The sequence below is a fragment of the Lentzea fradiae genome (assembly GCF_900100955.1).
Lineage (GTDB): Bacteria > Actinomycetota > Actinomycetes > Mycobacteriales > Pseudonocardiaceae > Lentzea > Lentzea fradiae.
Genome location: NZ_FNCC01000003.1, coordinates 151,290 through 176,907 on the forward strand (window position 1 = coordinate 151,290; position 25,618 = coordinate 176,907).

Below are 25,618 nucleotides of genomic sequence, written 5' to 3' on the forward strand. Positions count from 1 at the left end.
CATCCACGCACACACGTCGGAGGCCGGTCTACGGCCGAACGGAGGTATCGCCCATGTCAAACCGGACAAGTTTCGCCGAAATGGCCGCGTTGTTACGCAACGGAGTGGGAAGGGGCACCGACCGACCGGACTCCGCCTCGCCTCCACGCCTTCCGTGACCCACGGTCACCACGATCCGGCACCAGATTCCGGCCGGCCCACGCCCCGGCACGCGTGGCCAAGGCCCGCACTGTCCTCATCCGCACTGCCACCCGGCACCACCCATGCCCCCATCACCCGTCCACTCTCCTCACCCCTTCCTCTTCCCCCCTTGCGCAGCAGCACTCCCACCATCCACGCCAGCGCTCGCCCCTGCGCACCCCCGCCACGCCGCAGCCCTCTCACGCCCACAGCCCCAGCCCTAGTCCGCGCCCACAGCCCCGACCCCCGCGGTGCCCGCCGGTCCACCCCCGGCCACCACCCCAGCGGTCTCACCGGCGGCCGCCCCGCCCACCGGCCCGGTCGACCCCCGCTCCACCAGCCGCACGTCCAGCGTCGCCGACTCCGGCGGCGCCTCGTCCCGCTCGATCTCCCCGATCAGCATCGCCACCGCCGTGGCCGCCTTCTCCGGCAGGTCCTGCGCGATGGTCGTGAGCGTGGGCCGCACGTACCGGCACAGGTCCAGGTCGTCGAACCCCATCACCGACACCTCGTCCGGCACCCGCACCCCCGCCTCCTGCAGCCCTGCCTGGATGCCGATCGCGAGGATGTCGGCAGTGGCGAACACGGCGGTGGCGGAGGGGTGTTCGGCACGCAGGCGGCGGCCCAGGTCGACGCCGGCGTCGTAGGTGGTGTTGACGGCCTCGACGGCGCAGTCGGCGCCCAGTTCCTCGCGGAAGCCCTGGAAGCGTTGCCACACGACGCCGTGCCCCGCGAACCGCGGGCCGGCGAACACCACGTCGACGTGGCCCAGGCCCTTAAGATGTTCTGCCGCCAGGCGGCCACCGGTGAAGTCGTCGGTGCGCACGCCCCTGGTCACCGGGTTGTCCGCGTAGCTGTCGACCGCCACGATCTTCGTGCGGCCGGTGGAGGCCGCGGTGAACGTGGCGATCTCCTCGTCGAGGAAGCCGAGCAGCACGGCGCCGTCGAGGTTCCACGCCCGCAGCGCCTCGGCCACCTCGCCAGGTCTCGCGATGCCGCGCAGCAGCACGTCGTAGGCGCGTTTGCGCAGCTCGCGCTCCAGCTGGCCGATGATCGCGACGTTGTGCGGGCTGATCGTCAGGCTCTCCTCGTCGGCCGCCGGCACGAGCACCCCGACCATGCGCGACGACTTCGCGGCGAGGCTGCGCGCGGAGTGGCTCGGCACGTAGCCGAGCTCCACGACGATCCGCTCGATGCGCTCGATCGTCGCCTGGGAGACCCTGGCGCTGTTGCCGTTGATGACGTTCGAGACCGTCATCATGCTGACGCCCGCCCGCTGGGCGATGTCCTTCAAGGTGACCCGCACGTCCGCCTTCCCCGCCTTCCCCGCTCGGCCTGCTGCTCGGTTGACAGCATGGCACGGGTCACATTACCGTCATTTCAGGTTGAGCGCTAAACCTACTTTCAACCTCCTCAGTCAGATCGGGGCCGACGTGAGCACGAGCATTTCCGTCGCACCATCCGTGACCAGGGCCGCGAGCGGTGCGGACTGGTGGCGGGACGCGGTGATCTACCAGATTTACCCGCGCAGCTTCGCCGATGGCGACGGCGACGGCGTGGGCGATCTCGCGGGCGTGCGGTCGCGGCTGCCCTATCTTGCCTCGCTCGGGGTGGACGCGCTCTGGTTCACGCCCTGGTACGCCTCGCCGCTCGCGGACGGCGGGTACGACGTGGCCGACTACCGGGCGATCGACCCGGCCTTCGGCGACCTGGCCGCGGCGGAGGAGCTGATCGCCGAGGCGGCGGCGCTGGGCATCCGCACGATCGTCGACGTGGTGCCCAACCACGTGTCCGACCGGCACGTGTGGTTCCAGGAGGCGCTGGCGGCGGGGCCGGGTTCACCCGAACGGGAGCGGTTCTGGTTCCGGCCCGGCCGGGGCGAGCACGGCGAGCTCCCGCCCACGGACTGGGTGTCGAGCTTCTCCGGCGGCACCTGGACCCGCACCACGAACCCGGACGGCACGCCCGGCGAGTGGTACCTGCACCTGTTCGCCCCGCAGCAGCCGGACCTGAACTGGAATCACCCGGACGTGTGGGAGGAGCACGAGGCCGTGCTCCGTTTCTGGTTCGACCGCGGGGTGGCGGGCATCCGCATCGACTCGGCGACGATGCCGGTCAAGGACCCGGCGTTCCCCGAGGTCGCCGAGGCGGAGGGCCACCCGTTCGTCGACCGCGACGAGGTGCACGAGATCTACCGGCGGTGGCGCGCGGTCGCCGACTCGTACGAGGAGCCGCGGGTGCTGATCGGCGAGGTCTGGCTGGCCGACCAGCGGCGGTTCGCGCGGTACCTGCGGCCGGACGAGATGCACACGGCGTTCAACTTCGACTTCATGACCCGCCCGTGGTCGGCCGCCGCGCTGCGCGGCTCGATCGAGTCCACCCTGGACGCGCACCGGCCGGTCGGCGCGCCGGCCACATGGGTGCTGGCGAACCACGACGTCACCCGGCCCGTCACCCGCTACGGGCGCGAGGACAGCTCGTTCGGGTTCGAGGCGCGGCGGTTCGGCATCCCGACCGACCTGGCCAGGGGCACCCGCCGGGCCCGCGCGGCGGCGTTGCTCACGGGCGCGCTGCCGGGGTCGCTGTACGTCTACCAGGGCGACGAATTGGGCCTGCCCGAGGTCGAGGACCTGCCGCGGGAGGTGCTGCAGGACCCGATGTTCTTCCGTTCCGACGGCGTCGACCCCGGTCGCGACGGGTGCCGCGTCCCGTTGCCGTGGACCGAGTCGGGCAGCGCGTTCGGCTTCAGTCCCCGGGGGACGGGTCCGGCGCCGTGGCTGCCACAGCCCACCGGCTGGGGCGCGTACTCGGTCGAGCGCCAGGAGACCGACCCCGGTTCGATGCTGCACCTGTACCGCGCGCTGGTGGCCCTGCGGCCGCGCGGCACCGAGTTCGGCTGGCTCGACCTGGGCCGGGACGTGCTCGCGTTCCACCGCGGCGCCGGGTTCACCTGCGTCGTCAACCTCGGCTCCACCCCCGTCCCCCTCCCGCCGCACACCGAGGTCCTGCTCGCCAGCGAGCCGGTGCGCGACGGCCTCCTCTCCCCCGACGCCGCCGCCTGGCTGCGCGCGTGATCCACCCGGCAAGGAGCGACGATGAAGTCCTCGAGATTCACAGCGACAGCAGCGGCGACGCTGGTAGCGGCACTCGCCGTGGCGGGCTGCGCAGGAGGTGACCAGGAGGGGTCCGGCGGGCGCCTGGCGCTGACGGTCGCGATCGACCCCGGTCTGGAGCAGGGCGCGGTCGACGCGTTCAACGCCCGCGTCGCCGCGTTCGAGCAGGCGAACCCGGACGTCGACGTGCAGCCGCAGGAGTACAAGTGGGACGCGACGACGTTCACGGCCCAGCTCGCGGGCGGCACGCTGCCCGCCGTGTTCACCGCGCCGTTCACCGACGGCCGGGGGCTGATCGAGCGCAGGCAGGTCGCGGACATCAGCGGTGAGGTCGCGAAGCTGCCGTACGCCAAGGGGTTCAACGCGGAGGTGGCGAAGGCGGGCCAGGCGGCGGACGGCGGCATCCAGGCCGTGCCGATCGCCGCGTACGGCCAGGCGCTGCACTACAACCGCACGCTGTTCACGCAGGCGGGGCTCGACCCGGACAAGCCGCCGGCCACGTGGGCCGAGGTGCGGTCGGCCGCGAAGCAGATCGCCGAGCGCACCGGCCAGGCGGGCTACGCGCAGATGACGGCGGGCAACACGGGCGGCTGGATCCTCACCACGCTCGCCTACGCGTTCGGCGGCCGGATCGAGCAGGTCTCCGGCGACAGCGCGAAGTCCACGCTGAACACCCCGCAGATGCGTTCCGTGCTGAAGACCCTGCAGGACATGCGGTGGGCGGACAACAGCATGGGCGCCAACTTCCTCTACGACTGGGCCACGATCAACCAGGACTTCGCGGCGGGCCGGATCGGCATGTACGTCTCCGGCGGCGGCAACTACGGCTCGCTCAAGGCGCAGAACGGCCTGAAGCCGGACGACTACGGCATCACCACCATCCCGCTGGCGGACTCCCCCGACGCCGGTGTGCTCGGCGGCGGCTCGCTCGCCGTGGTGAAGGCGAAGTCGTCGCCCGCGGTGGTGGCGGCGGGCGTCAAGTGGATCGACTTCTACTACCTGTCGAAGCTGACCGCGCAGGAGCAGGCCGTGTCGGACGCGAAGACGTCGGCCGAGACGTCGCAGGCGGTCGGCTCGCCCGAGCTGCCGGTGTTCGACCGCGCCCTGCACGAGCAGCGCCAGCAGTGGATCGCGGAGTACGTCAACGTGCCGGTGCGGCAGATGAAGCCGTACACGGAGCGGATGTTCGACCAGCCGCTCGTGCCCGAGCCGACCAGGTCGACCCAGCAGGTCTACGCGCTGCTCGACCCGGTCGTGCAGGCGGTGCTCACGGACCGCGGCGCGGACGCGTCCGCGCTGCTGGCCCAGGCCGAGTCGCAGGCCCAGGCGCTGCTGGACCGCAAGTGACCACCACCGCCCCGACCCGGCAGGCCGCGCCGCGCAGCGCTGTGCGGCCTGCCGTTCCACCTCGCCGCCGCGGGAAGCGCCGCGGCACCGGCCTCGCGGCCCTGCTCTTCCTGCTGCCGATGTTCGCGGTGTTCGGCGTGTTCTCGTGGCTGCCGATCCTGCAGACCGCCGTGATGTCGTTGCAGGAGACCAACCTGGTCGACACGCCGGAGTTCGTCGGGCTCGACAACTTCGCGCGGGTGCTGGACGACCCGCTGCTGTGGACGGCGGTCCGCAACACGATGTGGTTCGCGTTCCTGGCGCTGGTCATCGGCTATCCCGCTCCGCTGGTGCTCGCGGTGCTGATGAACGAGGTGCGCCGGCTGCGCGGCCTCTACAGCGCCCTCGCGTACCTGCCCGTGGTGGTCCCGCCGGTCGTGGCGGTGCTGCTGTGGAAGTTCTTCTACGACGCGGGCCCCAACGGCCTGTTCAACACGGTGCTCGGCTGGTTCGGCGTCGCACCGGTCGCGTGGCTGCAGGACGGCGGCACCGCGATGGTGTCGCTGGTCGTGGAGTCCACGTGGGCGGCGATGGGCGGCACGGTCATCATCTACCTGGCCGCGCTCACCCGCGTGCCGCCGGAACTGTACGAGGCCGCCGAGATCGACGGGGCCTCGGTGTGGCGCAAGGTGTGGCACGTGACGCTGCCGCAGCTGCGGGGCGTCCTGCTGATCACGTTCATCCTGCAGATCGTCGGCACGGCCCAGGTGTTCCTGGAACCGTTCCTGTTCACCGGGGGCGGCCCGGCGAACAGGACGACGACGGTCCTGCTGCTCATCTACAACTACGCCTTCGCCTCCAGCCTCGGCGGCGACTACGGCGCGGCCACCGCGCTGAGCCTGATGCTCGCCGTGGTGCTGGCCCTGCTGTCGGCCCTGTACTTCCGCCTGACCCGCTCGTGGAGCACGACATGACCGCCCCGTGCCCGCAGCGGGCCGCCGAGCCGTCCGTCCGGGGCCACCACACCCCCGGTCGGAACCCGGCTCACCACCCCGGTTCCGGCCCCGCCTCAGACCGCCCCACCCAGGCCGGTCCCACCCACCCCACCGAGCGGAGGACGTCATGACCGACCGCGGTGTCCTCTCCTCCCACGACCGCAGGAACCCAGGCGTCCGCAGCGTCATCGCCACCGTCCAGGGCCTGCTGCTCGGTGGTCTCCTGCTGATCGGCCTCGGCCCGGTGCTGTGGCTCGCGAAGTCGGCGGTCACGCCGACACAGGACACGCTGCGCGCGCCGCTCGCCCTGTGGCCCAACGGGTTCGACTTCGCGAACCTCGTCACGGCGTGGACGCGGGTCGAGATCGACAAGTACTTCCTGAACACGGTGCTGCTCGCGTTCGGCGCGTGGGCGGTGCAGCTGCTGGTCGCGATGACGGCCGGGTTCGCCCTGTCCGTGCTGCGGCCGCGCTACCGCAAGCTCGTCACCGGCGTGGTGCTGGCGACGCTGTTCGTGCCGTCGGTGGTGCTGCTCGTGCCGCTCTACCTCACGATCACCGACCTGTCGCTGATCAACAGCTTCTGGGCGGTGTGGCTGCCGGCGGGCGCGAACGCGTTCAACGTCCTGCTGGTGCAGCGGTTCCTCGACGGGTTACCGCGCGAGGTCTTCGAGGCCGCCACGGTGGACGGCGCAGGCCCGCTGCGGCTGTTCGTCTCCGTCGTGCTGCCGATGTCCCGGCCGATCCTCGGGGTGGTGTCGGTGTTCGCCGTCATCGCGTCGTGGAAGGACTTCCTCTGGCCGATGCTGGTGCTGCCGGACCCGGCGGTGCAGCCGTTGTCGGTGCGGCTGCCCGCGCTGCAGCGGTTCGTCGAGCTCGACGTGTTCCTCGCCGCGCTCGCCATCTCGACCCTCATCCCTGTCGCGCTCTTCCTCGTCTTCCAGCGGCTGTTCCTCAACGGCGGCGCGCTGGGCGGCGCGGTCAAGGGCTGAACGAACGGACCTCCCCATGGCAACGTCGCCACGGTTGCGCGCGCTCGCATCCGCTCTGATCACACTGGTCGCCACAGTCCTGCCCAGCTCGGCGAGCGCGGCCACCACGCGCCTCGAAGCCGAGTCCGCCACCCTGAGCGGTGGCGCGGTCGTGCAGACCGACCACACCGGCTACACCGGCAGCGGGTTCGTCGGCGGCTACACCGACACCAACCGGGGCGCGGCCACCACGTCCTTCACGTGGTCCGCGCCCGCCGCCGGCACCTACTCGCTGAACCTCAGGTACGCCAACGGAACCGGCTCGACCCGCACCCTGACCCTGCGGGTCGGCGGAGCGGCGCGGCAGGTCTCCTTACCGGCCACCGCGAACTGGGACACCTGGGCCACGGCACCGGTCTCGGTGCCGCTGGCGACGGGGACGCACACGTTCGCCTTCAGCTTCGGCTCGGCCGACAACGGCAACGTGAACCTCGACCACCTCGACGTCGCGTCCACCGGCTCCGGCTCCGGTCCCGGCTACGAGGCGGAGAACGCGACGCTGAGCGGCGGCGCGGTCGTCCAGACCGACCACACCGGCTACACCGGCAGCGGGTTCGTCGGCGGCTACACCGACGCGAACCGCGGCACGGCGCGCACGACGTTCCGCGTCACCGCCGCGACTGCCGGGCAGCACGACCTCGCGTTCCGGCTGGCGAACGGCACCGGCTCGCCGAGGACGCTGTCGCTGTACGTCGACGGCACGAGGCTGCGGCAGGTCACCCTGCCCACCACGGCCGGCTGGGACACCTGGACCACGTCGACCGAGCAGGTCCAGCTGAGCGCGGGGCAGCACGACGTGGCACTGGCGTTCGACGCGGGCGACTCCGGCAACCTGAACCTCGACAGCCTCACCGTCGGCACCGCGGTCCAGGCAGGTCCCGGCGAGGCCGAGTCCGCGTTCCTCTCCGGCGGCACGTCCGTCCACACAGGACTGTCCGGGTACTCGGGTTCGGGCTACGTGGCCGGGTTCGGCACGGCCGGTGCGCGGGTGGTGCGGACGATCAAGGCCGACAGCGCGGGCACCGCGACCGTCACCGTCCGGTTCCAGAGCTCGTCGAACGCCTCGCTGGCGCTGACGGTGAACGGCCGCGACGCGGGCGCCGTCTCCTTCCCCGCGGGCAGCGGGTGGCGCACCGCGACGGCGACCGCGCCGGTGCGCGCCGGGCTCAACACCGTGGGCCTGTCCAGCACGTCCGCCGCGGACGTCGCGGTCGACAGCATCGCGGTGTCCGGTGAGACCGCGCTCGCCCAGCGCGGCGCGACGCTGCCGTACACGACGTACGAGGCCGAGGACGCCGTCACGAACGGCACGGTGCTCGCGGCGAGCCGCACGTACCGGCAGCTCCAGTCGGAGGCCAGCGGCCGCAGGGCCGTCGTCCTCGACGCCGTCGGTGAGCACGTCACCGTGCGGCTGACGGCCCCCGCGAACGGCCTGGTGCTGCGCTACTCGCTCCCGGACAGCGCGGACGGCGCGGGCCTGCGGGCGCCGATCTCGTTGTACGCCAACGGGACGAAGGTCCGCGATGTTACGCTGACGTCCGAGTACAGCTGGGTGTACGGCGACTACCCGTACTTCAACGACCCGGCGCTGGGCGGCGGGCACCGGTTCTTCGACGAGACGAGGGTGCTGGGCTCGTGGGCTGCGGGCACCGAGCTGAAGTTCCAGGTCGACACCGCGAACGGCCTGCACTACGTGCTCGATTTCGTGGAGGCCGAGCCGGTCGCGGCGCCGGCCACCGCCCCGGCGAACGCCGTCTCGATCACCTCGCACGGCGCCGTCCCGGACAACGGCTCCGACGCCACCGCCGCCATCACCGCGGCGATCGCCGAGGGCGCCGCGCAGAACCGGCCGGTCTGGGTGCCCGCGGGCACGTTCCGCATCTCGTCGCGCATCAACGCCGGCAACGTGCGCATCATCGGCGCGGGCCCGTGGCACTCGGTCATCCAGGGCACCGGCCCGCGCGGCGGCTTCTTCGCCACCGGCAAGCTGACGATCGCCGACCTCGCGATCTTCGGTGACGTCCGGGTGCGCCTGGACAACGGCTCCGACCCGGCGCTGGAGGGCAACTTCGGCACCGGCTCGCTGCTGCAGAACGTGTGGGTCGAGCACACGAAGGTCGGCCTGTGGGCGGACAACGGCACCACCGGCCTGTACGGCGTGGGCCTGCGCATCCGCAACACGTTCGCCGACGGCGTCAACCTGCACGGCAACGTCGTCGACAGCAGGATCGACCAGTCCACCACCCGCAACAACGGCGACGACGGCCTCGCCATGTGGTCCGGCGGCGCCGCGGTGACCAGGGGCGCGTTCACCCACAACACCGTGCAGCTCCCGGCGGGCGCCAACGGCATCGCGGTCTACGGCGGCGCGGACAACCGCATCGAGGACAACCACGTCGCGGACATCGTCACCTCCGGCTCCGGCATCGCGGTGAGCACCTGGCACCAGCCGGTCCCGTTCAGCGGCACGACCAGCGTGCGCCGCAACACCCTGCTGCGAGCGGGCAGCTTCGAGCCGAACTGGAACTCGGCGATCGGCGCGCTGTGGATCTACACGGCCGACCACGAGATCCGCACGCCGGTGGTGATCAGCGACCTGACCATCACCGACAGCAGCTACCAGGGCGTGCTCATGAGCTGGCAGAAGACGATGACGCCGATCACCTTCGACCGGCTGACAATCGACGGCGCGACCTGGGGCTTCGAGATCCAGGCCGCGGGCAGCGGCACGATCTCGAACACCAGGGTGACCCGCGCGTCCTCGGGCGGCGTGCTGAACGCGCAGGGCTTCGCGCTCACGCTGGGAGGGGGCAACTCGGGGATCTGACCGACGCGGGGCCCGCTCCGGCGCGGAGCGGGCCCCGCTGGGGAGAGCGAACGTGCCGGGGGCGAGCCCGCTGGGAGGCGGACCCGCCGGGGGGACGGGCCTGCTGGGGAGGAGAGAGGAGGAGCGAAGGAGGGGAAGGGCAGGGCGGCCGAGGTCGGCCGATCTGGGCTCGGCGGCCCGGCGCGCAAGGCTGGGCGCGGTGGGCCGTGCCCGGCCAGACGCAGCGCGGCCAAGTGGGCCGAGCTGGGCCGGGCCGAGTTGGCTGGGCCGGGCTGGGTGGGCCGGGCTGGGTGGGCCGGGCCGGGCTGGGTGGGCCGGGCCGGGCTGGGTGGGCCGGGCTGGGTGGGGCTGGACACGTAAGCCGGTCAGGACGGCAGCGGGATCTCCAGGCTCACCGTGCCGCGCAGGTCCAGCCACGCGCGGTCGGGCCCGCGCACGAGCCGCAGCACGACCTCCTCGCACTCCGGGCACCGCGCCACGACGCCCGGCGCGTCCCGGTACACCCGCAACGCCGCCACCGCTCCCCGGTGCCCGCAGCCCGAGCACCGCCCGGTCGCCGAGGTCAGGTCGACCGCGAAGATCTCCCCCAGGTCACCCGCCAACGCGTTTCCGTCCACATGCCCGCCCGAGCGCCCGTCCACCAGCCCACCGGAGTGCCCGTCCAACGGCCCGTCGGAGTGCCCATCAGAGCGCCCGTCCGACCTCCCGCCCGAGTGCCCGCCCACCAGCTCGTCAGGGTGCCCACCCACCGGTCCATCGCCCATCGCCGTGCCTCCTGTCAGCCGAAACGTTCGGTGCGGACGCGCCGCGGGTCGTGGCCGAGGGCGACGAGGGCGTCCGCGACGGTCTCCACGAAGCCGGTCGGGCCGCACACGAACGACATCGGGGTGAACTCGGCGGGCCAGCCGTGCGTGTGGAGGGTGGCCACACCCAGCCGGCCCGGCGGCTCTGGGGCTCCCTCCGGAGTCCGCCGGGTGTACACGATCTTCACGTCGAGGCCCGCGTCCTCGCGGGCGCGGTGGCACAGTTCGTCGGCGAAGTACACGTCGTCGGGGGTGCGGACCGAGTAGATCAGGCGGAACGGCACTCGGCTCGCTTCGAGGGCGCGGGTGCGGATCATCGCCATCAGCGGTGCGATGCCTGAGCCGCCTGCCACTAGTGTCACCGGGGCCTGGTCTGTCGGGCGCCACACGAACCAGCCGCCTACGGGGCCGCGCAGCTCTATCCGGGCGCCGACGGGCAGGACGTCGCACAGGTAGGGCGACACCTCGCCGTCGTCGACGCGTTGCACGGCCAGCTCGACGCTGTCCGGGGCTGAGGAGAGCGAGTAGCTGCGCTGCACCGAGTAGCCGTCCTCGGCGGTCAGGCGCAGGTCGACGTGCTGGCCCGGCAGGTGTCCCGGCCAGTCCGGCACGTCGAGGACGAGTCGCCGGGCGGTCGCGGTGAGGGCGGTGGTCTCGGTGAGGGTGGCGACCCGCCAGGTCAGTCGCCCTGGTACCGCTGTTCGCGCCATGGGTCTCCGTAGTCGTGGTAGCCGGCGCTTTCCCAGAAGCCGGGTTCGTCCTCCAGGAGCAGCTGGATGCCGTGGACCCACTTGGCGGACTTCCAGAAGTACAGGTGCGGCACCAGGAGGCGGGCCGGGCCGCCGTGTTCGGGGGTGAGGGCCTCGCCGTCGTAGCGGTAGGCGATCCACGCCTGCCCGTCGAGGAGGTCTTCCAGCGGCAGGTTCGTCGTGTAGCCGCCGTAGGACTGGACGAGCGCGTAGTCGGCCGCGGTCTCCACGTCTTCCAGCAGCACGTCCAGCGAGACGCCCTTCCAGCGGGTGCCGAGCTTCGACCACTTGGTCACGCAGTGGATGTCGGTGGTGATCTTCTCGGCGGGCAGCTCGATCAGCTGCTGCCACGTCCACGTGTGCCGCTGTCCCGTCTCGGTGCTGATGACGAGCTCCCACCGGTCGGTGGGCACGCGCGGGGTCGGGCCGGCGGTGAGCACCGGGAAGTCCTCCGCCAGGTACTGGCCGGGCGGCAGCCGCACCTCGGGGGGCTGGCGCCGTCCGGTGAAACCGGGAGAGACGATGGCCATGCGGCACAGTAGACGCCATCGGCACCGCCGACGCCACTGATCGCCACGCGGCACCAAGGGAGGGCTGATGGACGACGTGCGGGTCGAGACGCGCGGGACCACGACGGTGATCTGGATGAACCGTCCCGACCGCCGCAACGCCGTGGACCGGCGGATGGCGGGTGACCTGCGGGAGGCGTTCGAGACCTTCGAGGCGGACCCGGCTCAGCGCGTCGCGGTGCTCACCGGTGCGGGCGGGACGTTCTGCGCGGGTGCCGACCTGAGTGCCGTCGGCGATCCGGCGCGGCGCAACGAGCTGGACCCCGGCGGTGGCGGTTCGGGGCCGATGGGGCCGACGCGGCTGCGGCTGACGAAGCCGGTGATCGCCGCGGTGAGCGGGCACGCCGTCGCGGGCGGGCTGGAGCTGGCGCTGCTCGCGGACCTGCGGGTGGTCGAGAGCGACGCGGTGTTCGGGGTGTTCTGCCGGCGGTGGGGGGTGCCGCTGATCGACGGTGGCACGGTGCGGCTGCCCAGGGTCGTGGGGCTGGGCAGGGCGCTCGACCTGATCCTCACCGGCCGTCCCGTGGCGGCGGACGAGGCGCTGGCGATGGGGCTGGCCAACCGGGTCGTCGAGCCGGGGCAGGCCGTTGCGGCGGCGCTGGAGCTGGCCGAGCGGATCGCGTCGTTCCCGTTCGAGTGCGTGCTGGCGGACCGGGCGTCCACATACGCGGGGCTCGACCTGCCGCTGGAGGAGGCGTTGCGGGCCGAGGGCGCCGCTGGGGTGCCGATCGTGGCCCGCGAAGGCGCCGCGGGGGCCGCGCGCTTCACGTCGGGGGCGGGCAGGCACGGCGAGTACGACTGAGCGCCCCCACCGACGCGCGTGGGTCCCTCACGTGAGGACCCACGCGCGCAGGGCTCAGCGCAGGCGGTCCACCGACTTGAGGTCGGCCTTGATCTCCCGTTCGGTGAACGCGCCCGTCACCCACCTCTTCGCCGCGTACAGGCGGGCCTGGTCGGTGTGGTGCGGTGAGGCCGGGTCCGACGACTGGCCGTAGACCAGCATCGACCGCATCCGCGGGCCCGACCCGGTCAGCTCGACCGCCATCACGAAGCTGGTCCCGTGCGGGATCTCCGCGGTCGGCCGCGGTGAGGACATCGAGATCACGTTGAAGCAGCCTTCATGGCCGCGGCAGCCGTGGATCGGGATGCCCTCGTACTGCTGGACGTCGTCGAGCGGCACGTCCACGGCGACCCCGGCGGCCTCGAACGCGAGCACGGTGTCGGCGAAGGCCCGCTGCACACCGGGGTGGGACGCGTTGATGCCGCGCGGCGTGTGCACGGGGTCGGCCGGGTCGTAGGGGACCTGCCACAGGCCGCCGGACCGGTCCGCCGCCGGGATGAACGCGCGCCAGAAGAACGCTCCCCCGCTGGACGGGCCGGTGTCGCCGGTGCCGGGCCACGCGGCGAGCGCGGCGCAGGCGGTCCGGACGTCGACGGTGCGGCCGTCGCTCGCGGTCAGCGTCGGGGCGGCCTGGCACATCGCGACCACGGCCTCACGTCCCTGCTCGGCGGTGAGGCTGCGGTTGCCGAACATCGCGTCCTGCACGCCGGGCAGGGTGAACTTCTTGCCCGAGAACATGTCCAGGCCCAGCCGGGTGCGCGGGGACCGCTCGGTGCCGACGTCGCCGACGATCGACGGGTACCCGGTGAGCGGCGCGGCCGGGTTCGTGAGCCACGGGCTGTCGTTCATGTTGCTCACGTGGTCCTGCCGGAAGAGCTTCGGCAACCGGCTCGGGCCGAACGTGCCGGGCGTGACGGCGTCGGGGTCGCTGCCCCACCCGCACGACGAGCGGCTGCCGTCGAGGATCACCAGGCCGACGCCGGGGCCGGTGGCGCAGCTCGCCAGCTGCTCGTCGGTGACGTGCGGGACGACCTGGACGTCGCTGAAGTAGGAGGTGCCGGTGGAGTCGGACGCGAGGGTGTTCACCCACGGCATCGCCTGGTACCGGACGAGCGCGGCGTGCAGGGCGTGGACGTCGCGGGCGCGGGCCACGGCCAGCCACTGGTCGACGACCCGGAGGTTGCCGTAGTTGGCGTCGCGCAACACATACGCGGTCGTGTCCGTCCACTGCAACGCCCGCGCGTCCTCGAACAGCGGCCCCTCCGGCGTGCGGTACAGGGTCCTCGTCGTGCCGCCTGCCGTGACCTGCTCGGCGATCATGCGGTGCACCCGGCCGTCGACGACGTAGGCCGTCGGGTCGCCGGGCACCAGGGTGAGCTTCGACAGCGTCACGGTCTGCGTCTCGGACGCGGTGTGCGTCCAGCCCAGCGTGTCGTTGTGCCCGATCTTGACCAACGGCACGCCGAACAGGCTCGCGCCGCCCACGTTCAGCTCGCCGGGGATGGTGAGGTGCTGCTGGTAGAACCGCATGTCGTCGGCCCAGTAGAAGTGCGGGTTGCCCAGCACCATGCCGGTGCCCGCGATGGTGGCGGACCGGCCGAGCGCGATCCCGTTGCTGGCCGGGCGTTCCTCCCGCTCCGGCAGCGACGCGGCCTGGACCGCGGAGTCCGGCGGTTGCGCGGTGACGAGCGGTTCCCGTAGCGAGTCGCTGCCGTTCAGACCGGCGATCTGGTGCACGCGCCGCCACACGTCGAGCTCGGTGACCGGACGCACCCATTGCGCGCCACCGCAGGCGTTGCGCGTCCGCGCCAGGTGGCGGTTGATGCCCTGCGCATACCCGCGGACGAGGTCACGCGCCTGCCGCGACTGGGCGACGAGCTGCCGTTCGATGACACCGGACTGGTTGAGCCGCTGGTAGTGGAGGTCGCTCTCCACGTTCCCCGCACCGAACCACCGCGACCGCTCCGCCGCGAGCGTCACGACGATGTCCGCCATCACGCAGAGGTTGTCCTGCGCGAACGCGTAGCCGAGCCCTTCCCCCAGTCCCCGGTAGTCCGTCGCGCGGACGTGCGGGATGCCGTAGGACGTGCGTCTGACCACGGTGCCGCCGTCGGCCAGAACGGGTGGTGCGGCAGCCAGAACTCCTGCCGCGGCAAGCGATAAGGCGACGAGCCTTCGTAACAAGGTTCCCCCTCGGTTCATTCGTTGTGCAGCACGGTGGCGATGGAGAGCCGGGCGGCCCCCCTCGCCGGCACGACAGCGCCGAGCACGGCGATGACGAGTCCGGACAACGCCAGCAGCGCGAGTGCCGGCGCCTGGTAGACGTCCAGGAGGATGTCGAGGACGTCGGCCTGGCCCGCGGCGGTCATGGCGGGGACGACGACCCGGTGCACCGCCAGTCCCAGTGGCACGCCGATCAGCCCGCCCAGCACGCCGAGCCCTCCCATCGACGTCACCAGCAGCAGGGTGACCTGGCGCGGCGTCATGCCGATGGACTTCAGCAGGCCGAGGTCACGGCGGCGTTCACGGGCGTTGAGGACGACGGTGTTGAACACGCCGAGCGCCGCCACCGCGCCGAGCACCAGCGAGAGCACGACGGCGGAGCTGATGATGATCACGGCGGTCGACGACGAGCTGTCGCGCGGGGGCAGGGCGCGCAGTCCCGGGTCCGCCTCCCGCACCGCGGCGACGACGGCGTCCCGGTCCGTGCCGGGTGCCATGCGCACCTGGTAGGAGTCCGCACGGGCACCGGGTGCGAGCGCGGCCAGAGCCGACCAGTCGGCGAAGACCTCGTCGGCGTTGTTGGTGAGCACGACCCCGACGATCTCCAGCTGGGTCCGGCCGCCCCGCGCCGACACGGTGACGGTGTCGCCGACCGAGAGCCCGCGCTGGTTCAGGAACCTCGACGGCACGGCGACCTGGCCGGGGCGGCCGGGCCGGTGGCCGGTCAGCACGCGCGGGCCGAGCTCGCCGGTGTCGCCGCGGTGGAACGTGATGGTGGCCTTCTGCGCGCCGCCCGCCAGCTCGGCCTCGAGCCGGGCGGAGGCGAGGAACGCCGTCACGCCGGGCACCGAGCGCAGCGCGGCCTCGTCCCCTGCGTCGCTCAGCCGCGGGGTGGGCACCTGTTCACCGGGCGGCACGAAGGCGGGCTCACCGGACGGCGGCCCTGCCATCAGCTCCAGCCGGTCCGCGTGACTGGGCCGGACGGCCTGGTCGTAGGCCATGACCGACAGGGCCAGTCCGGTCGCGAGCGTCACGGTCATGACGCCCAGCACGACCGACGCGAGGGTCAGCGCGCTGCGGCCGGGACGCGCCAGCGGCAGACCGGCGCCGAGGGCGAACGGACGCGGCAGCCCCGTGCCCGCCAGCCTGCGTTGCAGCCGCGACGCCCGTCCGGTGTGCGCGGCCGTGCCCGCGCCGATCACCCGCGCGGCCGGCAGTGCGCGGGCCCGCAGCGCCGGGACGAGCGCGGCCAGCGCCACCAACAGGGGCAGGCCGGCGACCGCGGCGACGTTCACCCACGCCGGGAAGCTCAGCGCGTCGACCCCGAAGCCCTCGACGGCGTCCTGCACGACCGGTTTCGCGAAGAGGTTGCCGATGACCGCGCCGAGCACGCTGCCCGCGACCGCCGGAACCGAGACCATGACCAGGTGCACGGCCATGACCTGGTCCGGGGTGTAGCCGATCGCCTTGAGCACGCCGATCTGCCGCAGCCCCGCCACGACCGCGGAGCTCACCACGTTGGCCACGGTCAGGACCGCCACGACGAGCCCGAGCACGCCGAAGATCAGCAGGAACGGGACGAACACGCCGAGCTCGGACGTCACCTTGTCCCGGACGGTGAGGTGTGAGAGCGAGCCGAGCACGGCTCCGTCCGGGAGACCCGCCGTCACCGCGGCTTGGCCGGCGGCGACCTCGGCCGCGGTGCCAGCCCGGTCGAAGCGGTACAGCATCTGCACCGCCGTGGGCCGCAGGGCGTCGATCTGCTCCGGCGTGACCCACGCGTCGGCGGAGCCGGTGACCGAGCGCGCGAACCCGACGACCGTGAGCGTGCCGCCTCCCGGCACCGCGATCTCGAAGCCCGGCTCTCCCCGCGCACCCGGCTGCACGCCGAGGACGATCTCGCCGGGGCGTTCGGCCCACCGCCCCAGCGTCACCGGGATCCGGTCGACCGCGCCACCGGGGTCCGCTCGTCCCACGACCGTGAGCGTGCCGAGGTAGGTCTCTTCTCCCGAGGTGTCGAGGGTGGCCTGCCGGAACGGTCCTGCCGACTCGGCGCCTCCCGTCAGGTCCGCCCCCTCCACCTCCCGCGCGTCGAACGCGACGGTGAGGTGGGCTCCCCGCTGGGAGGCGAACGCGCGGTCGAACGGCGCGTCCGCCGCCACGAGCAGTCCCAGTGCCATCACGAGCGTGGCGCCGGCCGCGCACACGACGAGGCCGATCACGGTCGTCTGCACCTTGCGCTTGCGCACGGCCGCCCACGACGCGAGCCAGACGGGGCTCACGGCGTCCGCTCCAGGCTCTGCTCACGGGCGATGCGACCGTCGACGACCTCGATCACCCTGGTGGCGCACCGGGTCGCGAGCCGTTCGTCGTGGGTGACCAGCAGCAGCGTCTGGCCGATCTGGTTGAGGTCGAGCAGCAGGTCCATCACCTGCTCCCCAGACCGGCTGTCGAGCGCGCCGGTCGGTTCGTCGGCGAGCAGCAGGGCCGGGCGGTTCATCAACGCCCGCGCGACCGCGACGCGCTGCCGTTCACCGCCGCTGAGCCGGGCCGGGTAGACGTCCCTGCGGCCGGCGATGCCGAGCTCTCCGAACAGCTCCAGCGCGCGGGCACGGGCCTGGGCCGCCCTGGTGCCGGTGAGCTGCGCGGCGAGGGCGACGTTGTCGAGCGCCGACAGGTCGTCGAGCAGGTTGAAGAACTGGAAGATCATCCCGATGCCGCGCCGGCGGAAGAGCGCCAGGCCCGTCTCGCCGAGCGTGCCCAGGTCGGTGCCCTGCACGACGACGGACCCCGACGTCGGCCGGTCGAGCCCGGCGATCATGTTCAGCAGCGTCGACTTGCCGCTGCCGGACGGTCCCATCACCGCGACCGCCTCGCCGGGCAGGACGGTGAGCGAGACCCCGTCCAGGGCGACCGAGTCGCTGTACTCCTTGCGCACGTCCGTCAGTTCGACGACGGCGTCTCCGTTCCGCATGGCGGCCATCCTGGCCGTCCGCGGAGGTTCCGGTCGTCAGTCTTCGGGTGCAACTGCGCCTCGGGGTCATCCCCGGGATGTAGTCCGTCCATCCGGGGTTCGATGCGGGCGTTCGCGCTGCTCTGGGACAGTGAGGGGGTGTGGGAGCTGGTGGTGGCGGCCGTCGCCTGCCTGGCCGCCGCGTTCTTCGCGGTGCGGCTGGTGTCCGCCCGGCGCGCGTACGCCCGTGCCGTGGAGGAACGCGGCTGGCTGCTGGAACGGGAACGGGAGAGCGCGGCCCGCGGCGCGGTCGACGCCGAACGGGCGCGGATCGCGCGGGAGCTGCACGACATCGTGAGCCACAACGTGAGCGTGATGGTCGTGCAGGCCGGTGCGGCACGCCGGGTGCTGGGGTCGGACCGGGCGGTCGACGCGTTGCTCGCGGTCGAAAGCGCGGGCAGGGACACGATGGCGGAGCTGCGGCACATGCTGGGGCTGCTCGCGCCGTCCGCCGACAGTGACGAGCTGCTGGAACCGCAGCCGGGCCTGAGCCGGTTGGGCGCGCTGGTGGACAAGATGTGCTTCGCCGGGCTGCCGGTCGACGTGCGGATCTCCGGGGAGCCGCGTCCGCTGCCGTCCGGCGTGGACCTGACTGCGTACCGGATCGTGCAGGAGGCGCTGACGAACGCGTTGAAGCACGGCGACGGGCAGAAGGCGGAGGTGCTCGTGCGCTACGCGGACCACCACCTGCGGGTCGAGGTGCTCAGCACCGGCCTGAAGGGTGTGTCCACATCGGACGGTGAAGGTCGCGGGCTGCTGGGGTTGCGGCAGCGCGTGGCGGTGCTCGGCGGCGACCTCGACGCGCGCAGGCGGCTCGGCGGTGGTTTCCGCGTCCGGGCCAAGCTCCCGGTGGAGGGGCCGTGAGCGCGCCCCGCGTCGTGATCGCCGACGACCAGGCGTTCGTGCGCATCGGCTTCCGGATGATCCTGGAGTCGGGTGGTGTCGAGGTCGTCGGCGAGGCGGCCGACGGCGCGGAGGCCGTCGCGGTCGTGCGCGCGGAGCAGCCGGACGTCGTGCTGATGGACATCCGGATGCCCGCGATGGACGGGCTGGAGGCCACCCGCCGCATCGTGCGCGAGACGGGCGGCTGCCGGGTGCTCATGCTGACGACGTTCGACCTCGACCGGTACGTCTACGACGCGCTCGCGGCGGGCGCCAGCGGTTTCCTGCTGAAGGACGTCACGCCCGAGCACCTCGTGGCCGCCGTGCACCTGATCGAGACCGGGGACGCGCTGCTCGCGCCGTCGATCACCCGCAGGCTGGTGGAGCGCTTCGCCTCCGGCACGCCCGTGGTCCCGGCCGTGCACCGCGACCTCGCCGCGCTGACCCCGCGCGAACGCGAGGTGCTCACGCTGGTGGGGCACGGCCGGTCCAACTCGGAGATCGCCGCCGACCTGACGCTGAGCGAGGCCACGGTGAAGACGCACGTCGCCCGCATCTTCGCGAAGCTGGGGCTGCGCGACCGGGCGCAGGCCGTCGTGCTGGCCTACGAGACGGGGCTCGTCACTCCGGGAGCCTGAGCACGAGGAACAGGAAGCTCAGCGCGGTCGCCAGCAGTTCGAAGCGTCGTCGTGGTCGCTCGGTTTCACATGCGATCGATCATGCCAGCGAGGGCGTCTTGAGCTCCTCGCGTCCGGGATGCCGCCGGGCCGACCACACGGTGAGCGCGGCGGCCGTGAGACCCACCAGCAGCGACGTCCAGATGTTCAGGCGCAGCCCCAGGATCGTGTTCGCGTCGTCGATCCGCAGCGCCTCGATCCACAGCCTGCCCAGCGTGTACAGCACCACGTACAGCCCGAACGCGCGCCCGTGCCCGAGCCGGAACCGGCGGTCCGCCCAGATCAGCACGGCGGCCGCGGCGAACGTCCACAGCAGCTCGTAGAGGAACGCCGGGTGGAACGTGCCCAGCACCACGGGTTCCCCGTCGGGACCGAGCACCGCCCGGCCCTCGCTCTGGTCCCACCGGTGGATCGTGAGCGCCCACGGCAGGTCGGTCGCCCGGCCGTAGACCTCGTTGTTGAACCAGTTGCCGAGCCGGCCGATCCCCTGTGCCAGCAGGATTCCCGGCGCGGCGGCGTCCGCGAGCGGCGGCAGGGCGACCCCGGCGCGCCTGGCGCCGATCCACGCGCCGAGCGCCCCGAACGCGATGGCGCCCCAGACGCCCATCCCGCCCTCCCAGATGTAGAGGGCCTTGACCGGGTTCCCGCCGGGGCCGAAGTACGGCTGCCAGGACGTGGCCACGTGGTAGAGGCGTGCGCCGACGATGCCGAACGGCACGCCCCAGGTGGCGATCCGGCCGACCACGCCGGGCTGTCCGCCGCGGTGCGCGTAACGGCGTTCGGTCAGCCAGGCGGCGACGAGGATTCCGCCGATGATGCAGAACGCGTACGCCCTGATGGGCACCGGACCGAGGTGCCAGACGCCCTGGGTCGGGCTGGGGATGGCGGCCAGAAGCATCGCGCCAGGGTAGGGAGACCCGTGCGTGCGTCCTGTGAAGCCGGCACGCACGGGTCGCTCACATCAGGTGTGGACCGCTCCCCCGACGATCGGGAGCACGACCTTGCTGACGCCGAGCGAGACGTCGAGCGTCACGCCCCTCGCCGCGGTGTCGGTGGTGATGTAGGCGCTGTGGTGGGTGACGAGCACGATGCCGATCCGGTGTCCTGCCGGGATGAGCGCGTCCCTGGCGTGCAGCTTCCACGTGACGTCCGCGGTGCCCGTGGTGGGCAGCGGAGCGGCGGACTCCAGCGACGACCGGTTCTTCGCGTCGATCGCGCCCTTGGTCAGCATGGTCGCGCTCACCGCCTGCACGGACACCTCCGGCGGCCGTGCGCAACCGGTGCGGTCGCGCAGGTCGTTCTTGCCGCACGTCTCCGTGGACAGCTGCACCGGCGACCGGTCCGTCAGCACGGACTTCGTCGCCGGGCCGTAGTCCACGAGCAACGCCGTGAGCGGCACCGACGCGCGGTTCGAGGAGATCCGGGCGGTCACGGTGACCTCGCCGGACAGGCGCGCGTCCTCCTTGAGCGGTGCCGTCACGTAGGCGAGCCGGCGCGAGTCGGTCTTCTCCGGGTTCGCCATCATGGCGGACTCGCTCAGGTTCGTGTTGTCCGCCAGCCGGTGCGTGCCGCTGGTGACCGGTGCGGTGGTCAGCGAACCGGACATGCCGTCCGCGGCGGGGCCGAAGTGGAGGGTCGTGCCGCTCGTGTCCGGGCGCGGCCAGGACGCCGCCTGCTCCCAGCTCCCGTCCGGCCGCTGCACGTCGGCCATCGGCTCGTCCATGATCCCGTTGTCGGCGCCCTTGAGCCAGTGGTCCATCCACAGGCCCATGACGCGCTGCCACTCGGCCTGGCGGAACGAGATCGGGTCGAGGTGACCGCCGCGATGCAGCCAGATCTTGCGCGGCACGCCGTGGTCGGAGAGCTCCTGCCACCAGCGGCCGAACTGCGACGGCTTGACGTTCCAGTCCGCCTGACCGTGCACGGCGAACACCGATGCCGTCACGTCCTTCGCACCGACGCGGTAGTCGCGGGTCTTCCAGAACGAGGTGTAGTCGTAGGACTCGTCGCCGTCGTCGGCGGCCAGCTTCTGCAACACCGCACGGCACTTCGACCGCTGCGACGAGCTGACGACGTAGTCGGCGAGGAACGACGGGTAGTCCGTCTCCCAGCCGCGATAGCCGATGCCCTGGTCGCGGGCGTACTCGTACCAGCTGGAGATCGCGGCGATCGGCACGATCGTCTTCACGCCCGGGATGTTCGCCGCGGCGGCGGCGTTGGGCAGCGTGCCGTTGTAGGAGACGCCGAGCATGCCGACGTTGCCGGTGCTCCAGCTCGCGACGGCTTCTCGACCGTCCGCGTAGAACGCCTTGGCACGGCCGTTGAGCCAGTCGACGACCGCGCGGACGCTCGCGGTGTCCTCAGGACCACCGGAGGTCGGGCAGCCGGTCGAACGGGAGGTGCCTTGCATCTCCACCTCGACGACGGCGTACCCGCGGGGCACGAAGTACTCGTCGTACCAACGACCGAAGCCGCGCGGCACGGTCAGGGACGTGGCCGCGGCGGCGCCCAGTCCGTAGTAGGGACTGGCTTCCATGACGACCGGCACCCGTCCGCCGGTGTCCGGCCTCATGACGTCGGTGGCGATCCGGTCGGGCTTGCCGTCCGAGTCGCTGTCGGTCGTGGACTCGACGTAGACGGTCTCGGTGATGGCGGCGGGTGCCGCGGCTGAGGCGGGCGTGTGGATCGTCGCGGCCGTGAGCAGGGCGGCCGCGACGAGGTAGACCCTTCGCATGGGTTCCTCCGTAGAGGGCCCGACGCAGCAGGGGTACGACGTCCCGGGCCCTACCGAGGAATCTCACCGGTACCGGCTCGTCACCGGTACCGGCCGAAGGTCTGAACCATTCCGCGGCTCAGGCGGCGACGAGCTCCTTCTCCCGCGCCGGCGCCTTCACCTTGGGCTTGCGGTTCGGCAGCGACAGGCGGAACACCTTGTGCCAGGCGGAGAAGACCTGCTTGGGCAGCGAACCGGACACGTACTCCAGCTCGTACTTCTCGAACAGCGCCTTCACCTTGACCGCGACCTCGGCGTACCGGTTGCTCGGCAGGTCGGGGAACAGGTGGTGCTCGATCTGGTGCGACAGGTTGCCGGTCATGATGTGCATGACCTTGCTGCCGCTGATGTTCGCGGAGCCCATCATCTGGCGCAGGTACCACTGGCCGCGCGTCTCGCCCTTGATCGAGCGGCGCTCGAACACCGCGACGCCCTCGGGGAAGTGACCGCACATGATCACCGAGTGCGACCACAGGTTGCGCACCAGGTTCGCGGTGAACGTGGCGGCGAGCGTGGTGAGGAACGACGGGCCCGACAGCAGCGGGTGGACCACGTAGTCCTTGAGCACCTGGCGGCGGATCTTGCGGCCGACGGCCCTGGCCCGCGCGCGGAACTCGGGGTCCTTGCGGCGCTTCTTGGTGCGCAGGTTCTTGCCCAGCTCCAGGTCGTACGCGGCGATGCCGTACTCGAAGAAGCAGGCGTTGATGAAGTTCCACAGCGGCTGGCCCAGGTGCATCGGGTGCCAGCGCTGGTCCTCGTCCACGCGCATGATGCCGTAGCCGAGGTCGTTGTCCTTGCCGATCACGTTGGTGTAGGTGTGGTGCAGCTCGTTGTGCGAGTGCTTCCACTGGTCGGCCGGCGAGACGTGGTCCCACTCCCAGGTGGTGGAGTGGATCTTCGGGTCGCGCATCCAGTCCCACTGCCCGTGCAGGACGTTGTGACCGATCTCCATGTTCTCCAGGATCTTCGCCACCGACAGACCGGCGGTGCCGATCAGCCACGCGGGCGGGAAGAGCGAGAACAGCAGGATGCCGCGGCTGGTCAGCTCCAGCTTGCGCTGCACGGAGATGACCTTGCGGATGTACGCGGCGTCCTTCTCACCGCGACTCGCGATCACCTCGTCGCGGATGGCGTCGAGCTCGCGGCCGAGATCCTCGATCTGCTCGTCGGTCAGGTGGGCGGTGGGGTCGATGGCGGTCATGGAGCTCGCTTTCGAGAGGGCTGCGGTGGCTTGGGGGGAGAGCCACTTCGCGCGGAAGGGGGAAAGTCGGGGTCAGCGTTCGAGTTCGCAGGGGCCCGCCGCGGCGGACACGCAGGTCTGGACGAGCACGCCGTCCTCGGCCTCGGTGATCTCGCCGGTGCGCAGGTCGCGGACGGCGCCCGCCTTCAGCGGGGTCACGCAGCCGAAGCAGATGCCCATCCGGCAGCCGGACGGCATCAGCACGCCCGCCTGCTCGCCGACGTCCAGCAGCGGGGTGGCGCCGTCGGCCTCGACGGTCTTGCCGGTCTTGCCGAAGGTGACCTCGCCGCCGTCACCGGCGACGACGACGCTCGGGCGGAACCGCTCGGTGTGCAGCCGGTCGGCGATGCCGCGGCTCGCCCAGTGCTCCTCGGCGGCGTCGAGCAGGCCGGTGGGCCCGCACGCCCACGTCTCGCGCTCGGCCCAGTCCGGCACGAGCGTCTCCAGCTCGGCGAGGTCGAGCACGCCGTCGGTGTCGGTGTGCCGCTCGACGAGGGTGAGGGCCTTGTCCGCGACGAGGTCGTGCAGGTCCTTGCGGAAGATGACGTCCTCGGCGCGCGGCGCGGAGTGCACCATCACGACGTCGGACAGGCCGCCGTCGCGCAGCATGCCCATCACGGGGGTGATGCCGCTGCCGGCGGTGAGGTAGAGGACCTTGGCGGGCTTGGCCGCGGGCAGCACGAACTCGCCGGTCGCCTGGTCGAGGTGGACCACGGTGCCGGGCTGGACGCGGTGGACCAGGTGGTGGCTCACCTTGCCGTCCGGGATGGCCTTCACGGTGATCGTGATGCGGCCGTCGGCGCGGCTCGTCGGCGACGTCACCGAGTAGGCGCGCCACAGGCGCACGCCGTCGACGTCGACGCCGATGCGGATGTACTGGCCTGCGACGTGACCGCGCCAGCCCTTTCCTGGCCTGATCACGATCGTCGCGGCGGAGTCGGTCTCCTGATGCACGGCTTCGATGCGTCCGCGCAGGTCAGCGCCTGCTCGGAGAGGGCTGAGCAGGTCGAGGTAGTCAGACGGCAGCAGCGGCGTCGTGACCAGTTCCAGCAGTTTCCACGCCCTGCTGCGGAGGGCGGCACTCGTCATGACTCCAGCTTGATGCGCCCCAGGGCGTAAAGTCCTGTCCGTACGACGTGAATCTGCTCGGCAGAATTGTTCGCGGGGAACAAATCGTGAGTCACGCAATAGAGAGAGCCAGCGAACTGGCTCTAAACGAGAAAACCGTCACAGCGCTGCGCTCGGTGCTGAGGACCACGGCGGACGAGGTCGTCCAGGCCATCATCGACGAGGTTCCGAGCTACGCGAACGCGTTGTCCGGGCGCATGGGCGGCACCATACGCCGGGCCGTCCGCACGGCGCTCGGACATTACCTCGACCTCGCCGGCGGCACCACGACCGGTGTCGACGCGAGCGAGGCCGCCTACGAGCTGGGCCGCGGCGAGGTGCGCGACGGCCGGTCGATGGACGCCCTGCTCAGCGCCTACCGGGTGGGCGCGCGCGTGGCGTGGCGCGGCCTCGCGATCGGCGCCGTCTCAGCCGGTCTCCCCGCGGCCGAGGTGGCGAAGTTCGCCGAGCTGACCTTCGCCTACATCGACGAGCTGTCCGCCGCGAGCGCCGCCGGCCACGCCGACGAGCTGGCCGCGCGGGGGCTCGCGCACGAGCGCCACCTGGAGCAGCTGGCCCGCGACCTGCTGACCGGCGCGAGCTCCGAGGTGCTGCTCGCCGCCGCCGGCCGGGCGAACTGGCCGATCCCGACCACGCTGACCGTCGTCCTGCTGCCCGCCGCCCAGGCCCGCCCCGCGTTCCGGTCGCTGTCGCCCGGCAGCCTCGTCCTCGACGACCTGTCCGACGGGCTGGGCGTCCTGCTGGTACCCGACACCGACCGCTCCCACCTGCTCAGGACGATGAAGGACCGCGAGGCCGTCGTCGGCCCCGCCCGGCCGTGGATGCGCGCCGCCGCCTCGTACGAACGGGCCGTACGCGCGCGTTCGCTCTCCCCCGCCATCCGCGACACCGAGGACCACCTCGTCGAGCTGGTGCTGACCGCCGACCCCGACGCGTTCACCGACCTGCGCACCCGCGCCCTCGCGCCGCTGCGCGCACTGCCCGCCGCCACCGCCAAGAAGCTGGAGGAGACGCTGCGGGCGTGGCTGCTGCACCAGGGCAGGCGCGAGGAGGTGGCGACGACGCTGTTCGTGCACCCGCAGACCGTCCGGTACCGGATGGGGCAGCTGCGCGACCTGTTCCCCGACCTCAGCTCGCCGAAGCGCGTCCTGGAGCTGACACTGGCGGTGGGCCTCGCCGCGCCGTGACCGGCATCACACGACGGTGAGAACCGTGAGCCGTGCCGCCGACGTCTTGCGGGGTGTGAGAG

The 25,618-nt window shown here is 72.1% G+C and carries 20 protein-coding genes; 9 read left to right on the forward strand and 11 right to left on the reverse strand.

Features of this window, described 5'->3' with window-relative positions; genetic code table 11:
- Window positions 1–400: 400 nt before the first annotated feature.
- Window positions 401–1,486: a LacI family DNA-binding transcriptional regulator gene (locus tag BLT23_RS07970; protein WP_090047786.1), complete on the reverse strand. Its 1,086-nt coding sequence runs from the start codon at window positions 1,484–1,486 to the stop codon at window positions 401–403.
- 127 nt (window positions 1,487–1,613) lie between these two features.
- Here BLT23_RS07970 and BLT23_RS07975 point away from each other — a divergent pair, with 127 nt between their 5' ends.
- The 5 genes from BLT23_RS07975 to BLT23_RS07995 all read left to right on the forward strand — a co-directional run bounded on the left by BLT23_RS07975 (window position 1,614) and on the right by BLT23_RS07995 (window position 9,471).
- Window positions 1,614–3,254: a glycoside hydrolase family 13 protein gene (locus tag BLT23_RS07975; protein WP_245743821.1), complete on the forward strand. Its 1,641-nt coding sequence runs from the start codon at window positions 1,614–1,616 to the stop codon at window positions 3,252–3,254.
- Window positions 3,255–3,275: 21 nt separating this feature from the next.
- Window positions 3,276–4,640, forward strand: coding sequence for an ABC transporter substrate-binding protein (locus tag BLT23_RS07980; RefSeq protein WP_090047147.1), 1,365 nt, complete (start codon window positions 3,276–3,278; stop codon window positions 4,638–4,640).
- Window positions 4,637–5,593 carry a carbohydrate ABC transporter permease gene (locus BLT23_RS07985; RefSeq protein WP_245743822.1) on the forward strand — a complete coding sequence of 319 codons (957 nt, stop codon included), beginning with the start codon at window positions 4,637–4,639 and terminating at the stop codon, window positions 5,591–5,593. The genes BLT23_RS07980 and BLT23_RS07985 overlap by 4 nt, the downstream gene beginning before the upstream one ends.
- Before the next feature lie 148 nt (window positions 5,594–5,741).
- Window positions 5,742–6,605 (forward strand): carbohydrate ABC transporter permease, encoded by an 864-nt coding sequence (locus BLT23_RS07990; RefSeq protein ID WP_090047148.1) that lies wholly within the window; start codon window positions 5,742–5,744, stop codon window positions 6,603–6,605.
- Between the two features lie 16 nt (window positions 6,606–6,621).
- Window positions 6,622–9,471, forward strand: coding sequence for a carbohydrate-binding protein (locus BLT23_RS07995; protein ID WP_090047150.1), 2,850 nt, complete (start codon window positions 6,622–6,624; stop codon window positions 9,469–9,471).
- 365 nt (window positions 9,472–9,836) lie between these two features.
- Here BLT23_RS07995 and BLT23_RS08000 read toward each other — a convergent pair whose 3' ends face one another.
- The 3 genes from BLT23_RS08000 to BLT23_RS08010 are packed head-to-tail and all read right to left on the reverse strand — an operon-like array spanning window position 9,837 to window position 11,553.
- On the reverse strand, window positions 9,837–10,235 hold the full coding sequence (locus BLT23_RS08000) for a DUF6510 family protein (protein WP_245743823.1): 399 nt from the start codon (window positions 10,233–10,235) through the stop codon (window positions 9,837–9,839).
- A gap of 14 nt (window positions 10,236–10,249) precedes the next feature.
- Complete coding sequence (locus tag BLT23_RS08005) at window positions 10,250–10,984, reverse strand: ferredoxin reductase (protein WP_090047151.1); 735 nt, start codon at window positions 10,982–10,984, stop codon at window positions 10,250–10,252.
- Window positions 10,954–11,553 (reverse strand): sulfite oxidase-like oxidoreductase, encoded by a 600-nt coding sequence (locus tag BLT23_RS08010; protein WP_090047153.1) that lies wholly within the window; start codon window positions 11,551–11,553, stop codon window positions 10,954–10,956. The genes BLT23_RS08005 and BLT23_RS08010 overlap by 31 nt, the downstream gene beginning before the upstream one ends.
- A 67-nt stretch (window positions 11,554–11,620) precedes the next feature.
- Between BLT23_RS08010 and BLT23_RS08015 the strand changes: the two genes are divergently transcribed.
- Entirely contained in the window at window positions 11,621–12,394 is a 774-nt protein-coding gene (locus BLT23_RS08015; protein WP_090047154.1) for a crotonase/enoyl-CoA hydratase family protein, read from the forward strand.
- Window positions 12,395–12,448: 54 nt separating this feature from the next.
- Here BLT23_RS08015 and BLT23_RS08020 read toward each other — a convergent pair whose 3' ends face one another.
- The 3 genes from BLT23_RS08020 to BLT23_RS08030 all read right to left on the reverse strand — a co-directional run bounded on the left by BLT23_RS08020 (window position 12,449) and on the right by BLT23_RS08030 (window position 17,630).
- Entirely contained in the window at window positions 12,449–14,533 is a 2,085-nt protein-coding gene (locus tag BLT23_RS08020; protein WP_176946649.1) for a penicillin acylase family protein, read from the reverse strand.
- Between the two features lie 98 nt (window positions 14,534–14,631).
- The gene (locus tag BLT23_RS08025) at window positions 14,632–16,938 is read right to left on the reverse strand and encodes an FtsX-like permease family protein (protein WP_090047157.1); all 2,307 of its coding nucleotides are present in this window, start codon (window positions 16,936–16,938) and stop codon (window positions 14,632–14,634) included.
- Complete coding sequence (locus tag BLT23_RS08030; protein ID WP_176946650.1) at window positions 16,935–17,630, reverse strand: ABC transporter ATP-binding protein; 696 nt, start codon at window positions 17,628–17,630, stop codon at window positions 16,935–16,937. Before BLT23_RS08030 ends, BLT23_RS08025 begins: the two co-directional genes overlap by 4 nt.
- Window positions 17,631–17,732: 102 nt before the next feature.
- Here BLT23_RS08030 and BLT23_RS08035 point away from each other — a divergent pair, with 102 nt between their 5' ends.
- Window positions 17,733–18,533, forward strand: coding sequence for a sensor histidine kinase (locus BLT23_RS08035; protein ID WP_090047160.1), 801 nt, complete (start codon window positions 17,733–17,735; stop codon window positions 18,531–18,533).
- A complete protein-coding gene (locus BLT23_RS08040) occupies window positions 18,530–19,189 on the forward strand; it encodes a response regulator (protein ID WP_090047162.1) in 660 nt (219 codons plus the stop codon). Before BLT23_RS08035 ends, BLT23_RS08040 begins: the two co-directional genes overlap by 4 nt.
- 79 nt (window positions 19,190–19,268) lie before the next feature.
- On the opposite strand, the gene lgt is transcribed toward BLT23_RS08040, so the two are convergent.
- The 4 genes from lgt to BLT23_RS08060 all read right to left on the reverse strand — a co-directional run bounded on the left by lgt (window position 19,269) and on the right by BLT23_RS08060 (window position 24,330).
- A complete protein-coding gene (gene lgt / locus BLT23_RS08045) occupies window positions 19,269–20,126 on the reverse strand; it encodes a prolipoprotein diacylglyceryl transferase (protein ID WP_090047163.1) in 858 nt (285 codons plus the stop codon).
- Window positions 20,127–20,189: 63 nt separating this feature from the next.
- The gene (locus BLT23_RS08050) at window positions 20,190–21,962 is read right to left on the reverse strand and encodes a CocE/NonD family hydrolase (RefSeq protein ID WP_090047165.1); all 1,773 of its coding nucleotides are present in this window, start codon (window positions 21,960–21,962) and stop codon (window positions 20,190–20,192) included.
- A gap of 118 nt (window positions 21,963–22,080) precedes the next feature.
- The gene (locus tag BLT23_RS08055) at window positions 22,081–23,202 is read right to left on the reverse strand and encodes a fatty acid desaturase family protein (RefSeq protein WP_090047167.1); all 1,122 of its coding nucleotides are present in this window, start codon (window positions 23,200–23,202) and stop codon (window positions 22,081–22,083) included.
- 72 nt (window positions 23,203–23,274) lie between these two features.
- Entirely contained in the window at window positions 23,275–24,330 is a 1,056-nt protein-coding gene (locus BLT23_RS08060) for a ferredoxin reductase (protein WP_090047169.1), read from the reverse strand.
- Between the two features lie 86 nt (window positions 24,331–24,416).
- On the opposite strand from BLT23_RS08060, the gene BLT23_RS08065 reads away from it, so the two are divergent.
- A complete protein-coding gene (locus BLT23_RS08065; protein ID WP_090047171.1) occupies window positions 24,417–25,556 on the forward strand; it encodes a PucR family transcriptional regulator in 1,140 nt (379 codons plus the stop codon).
- Window positions 25,557–25,618: the final 62 nt, after the last annotated feature.

Bases quoted from the DNA above. Each gene is read 5' to 3' on its own strand.
- BLT23_RS07980 (WP_090047147.1), top strand. From the start codon at position 3,276: ATGAAGTCCTCGAGATTCACAGCGACAGCAGCGGCGACGCTGGTAGCG.
- BLT23_RS07990 (WP_090047148.1), top strand. From the start codon at position 5,742: ATGACCGACCGCGGTGTCCTCTCCTCCCACGACCGCAGGAACCCAGGC.
- BLT23_RS07995 (WP_090047150.1), top strand. From the start codon at position 6,622: ATGGCAACGTCGCCACGGTTGCGCGCGCTCGCATCCGCTCTGATCACA.
- BLT23_RS08000 (WP_245743823.1), bottom strand. From the start codon at position 10,235: ATGGGCGATGGACCGGTGGGTGGGCACCCTGACGAGCTGGTGGGCGGG.
- BLT23_RS08005 (WP_090047151.1), bottom strand. From the start codon at position 10,984: ATGGCGCGAACAGCGGTACCAGGGCGACTGACCTGGCGGGTCGCCACC.
- BLT23_RS08010 (WP_090047153.1), bottom strand. From the start codon at position 11,553: ATGGCCATCGTCTCTCCCGGTTTCACCGGACGGCGCCAGCCCCCCGAG.
- BLT23_RS08015 (WP_090047154.1), top strand. From the start codon at position 11,621: ATGGACGACGTGCGGGTCGAGACGCGCGGGACCACGACGGTGATCTGG.
- BLT23_RS08030 (WP_176946650.1), bottom strand. From the start codon at position 17,630: ATGCGGAACGGAGACGCCGTCGTCGAACTGACGGACGTGCGCAAGGAG.
- BLT23_RS08035 (WP_090047160.1), top strand. From the start codon at position 17,733: ATGCGGGCGTTCGCGCTGCTCTGGGACAGTGAGGGGGTGTGGGAGCTG.
- lgt (WP_090047163.1), bottom strand. From the start codon at position 20,126: ATGCTTCTGGCCGCCATCCCCAGCCCGACCCAGGGCGTCTGGCACCTC.
- BLT23_RS08050 (WP_090047165.1), bottom strand. From the start codon at position 21,962: ATGCGAAGGGTCTACCTCGTCGCGGCCGCCCTGCTCACGGCCGCGACG.
- BLT23_RS08055 (WP_090047167.1), bottom strand. From the start codon at position 23,202: ATGACCGCCATCGACCCCACCGCCCACCTGACCGACGAGCAGATCGAG.
- BLT23_RS08060 (WP_090047169.1), bottom strand. From the start codon at position 24,330: ATGACGAGTGCCGCCCTCCGCAGCAGGGCGTGGAAACTGCTGGAACTG.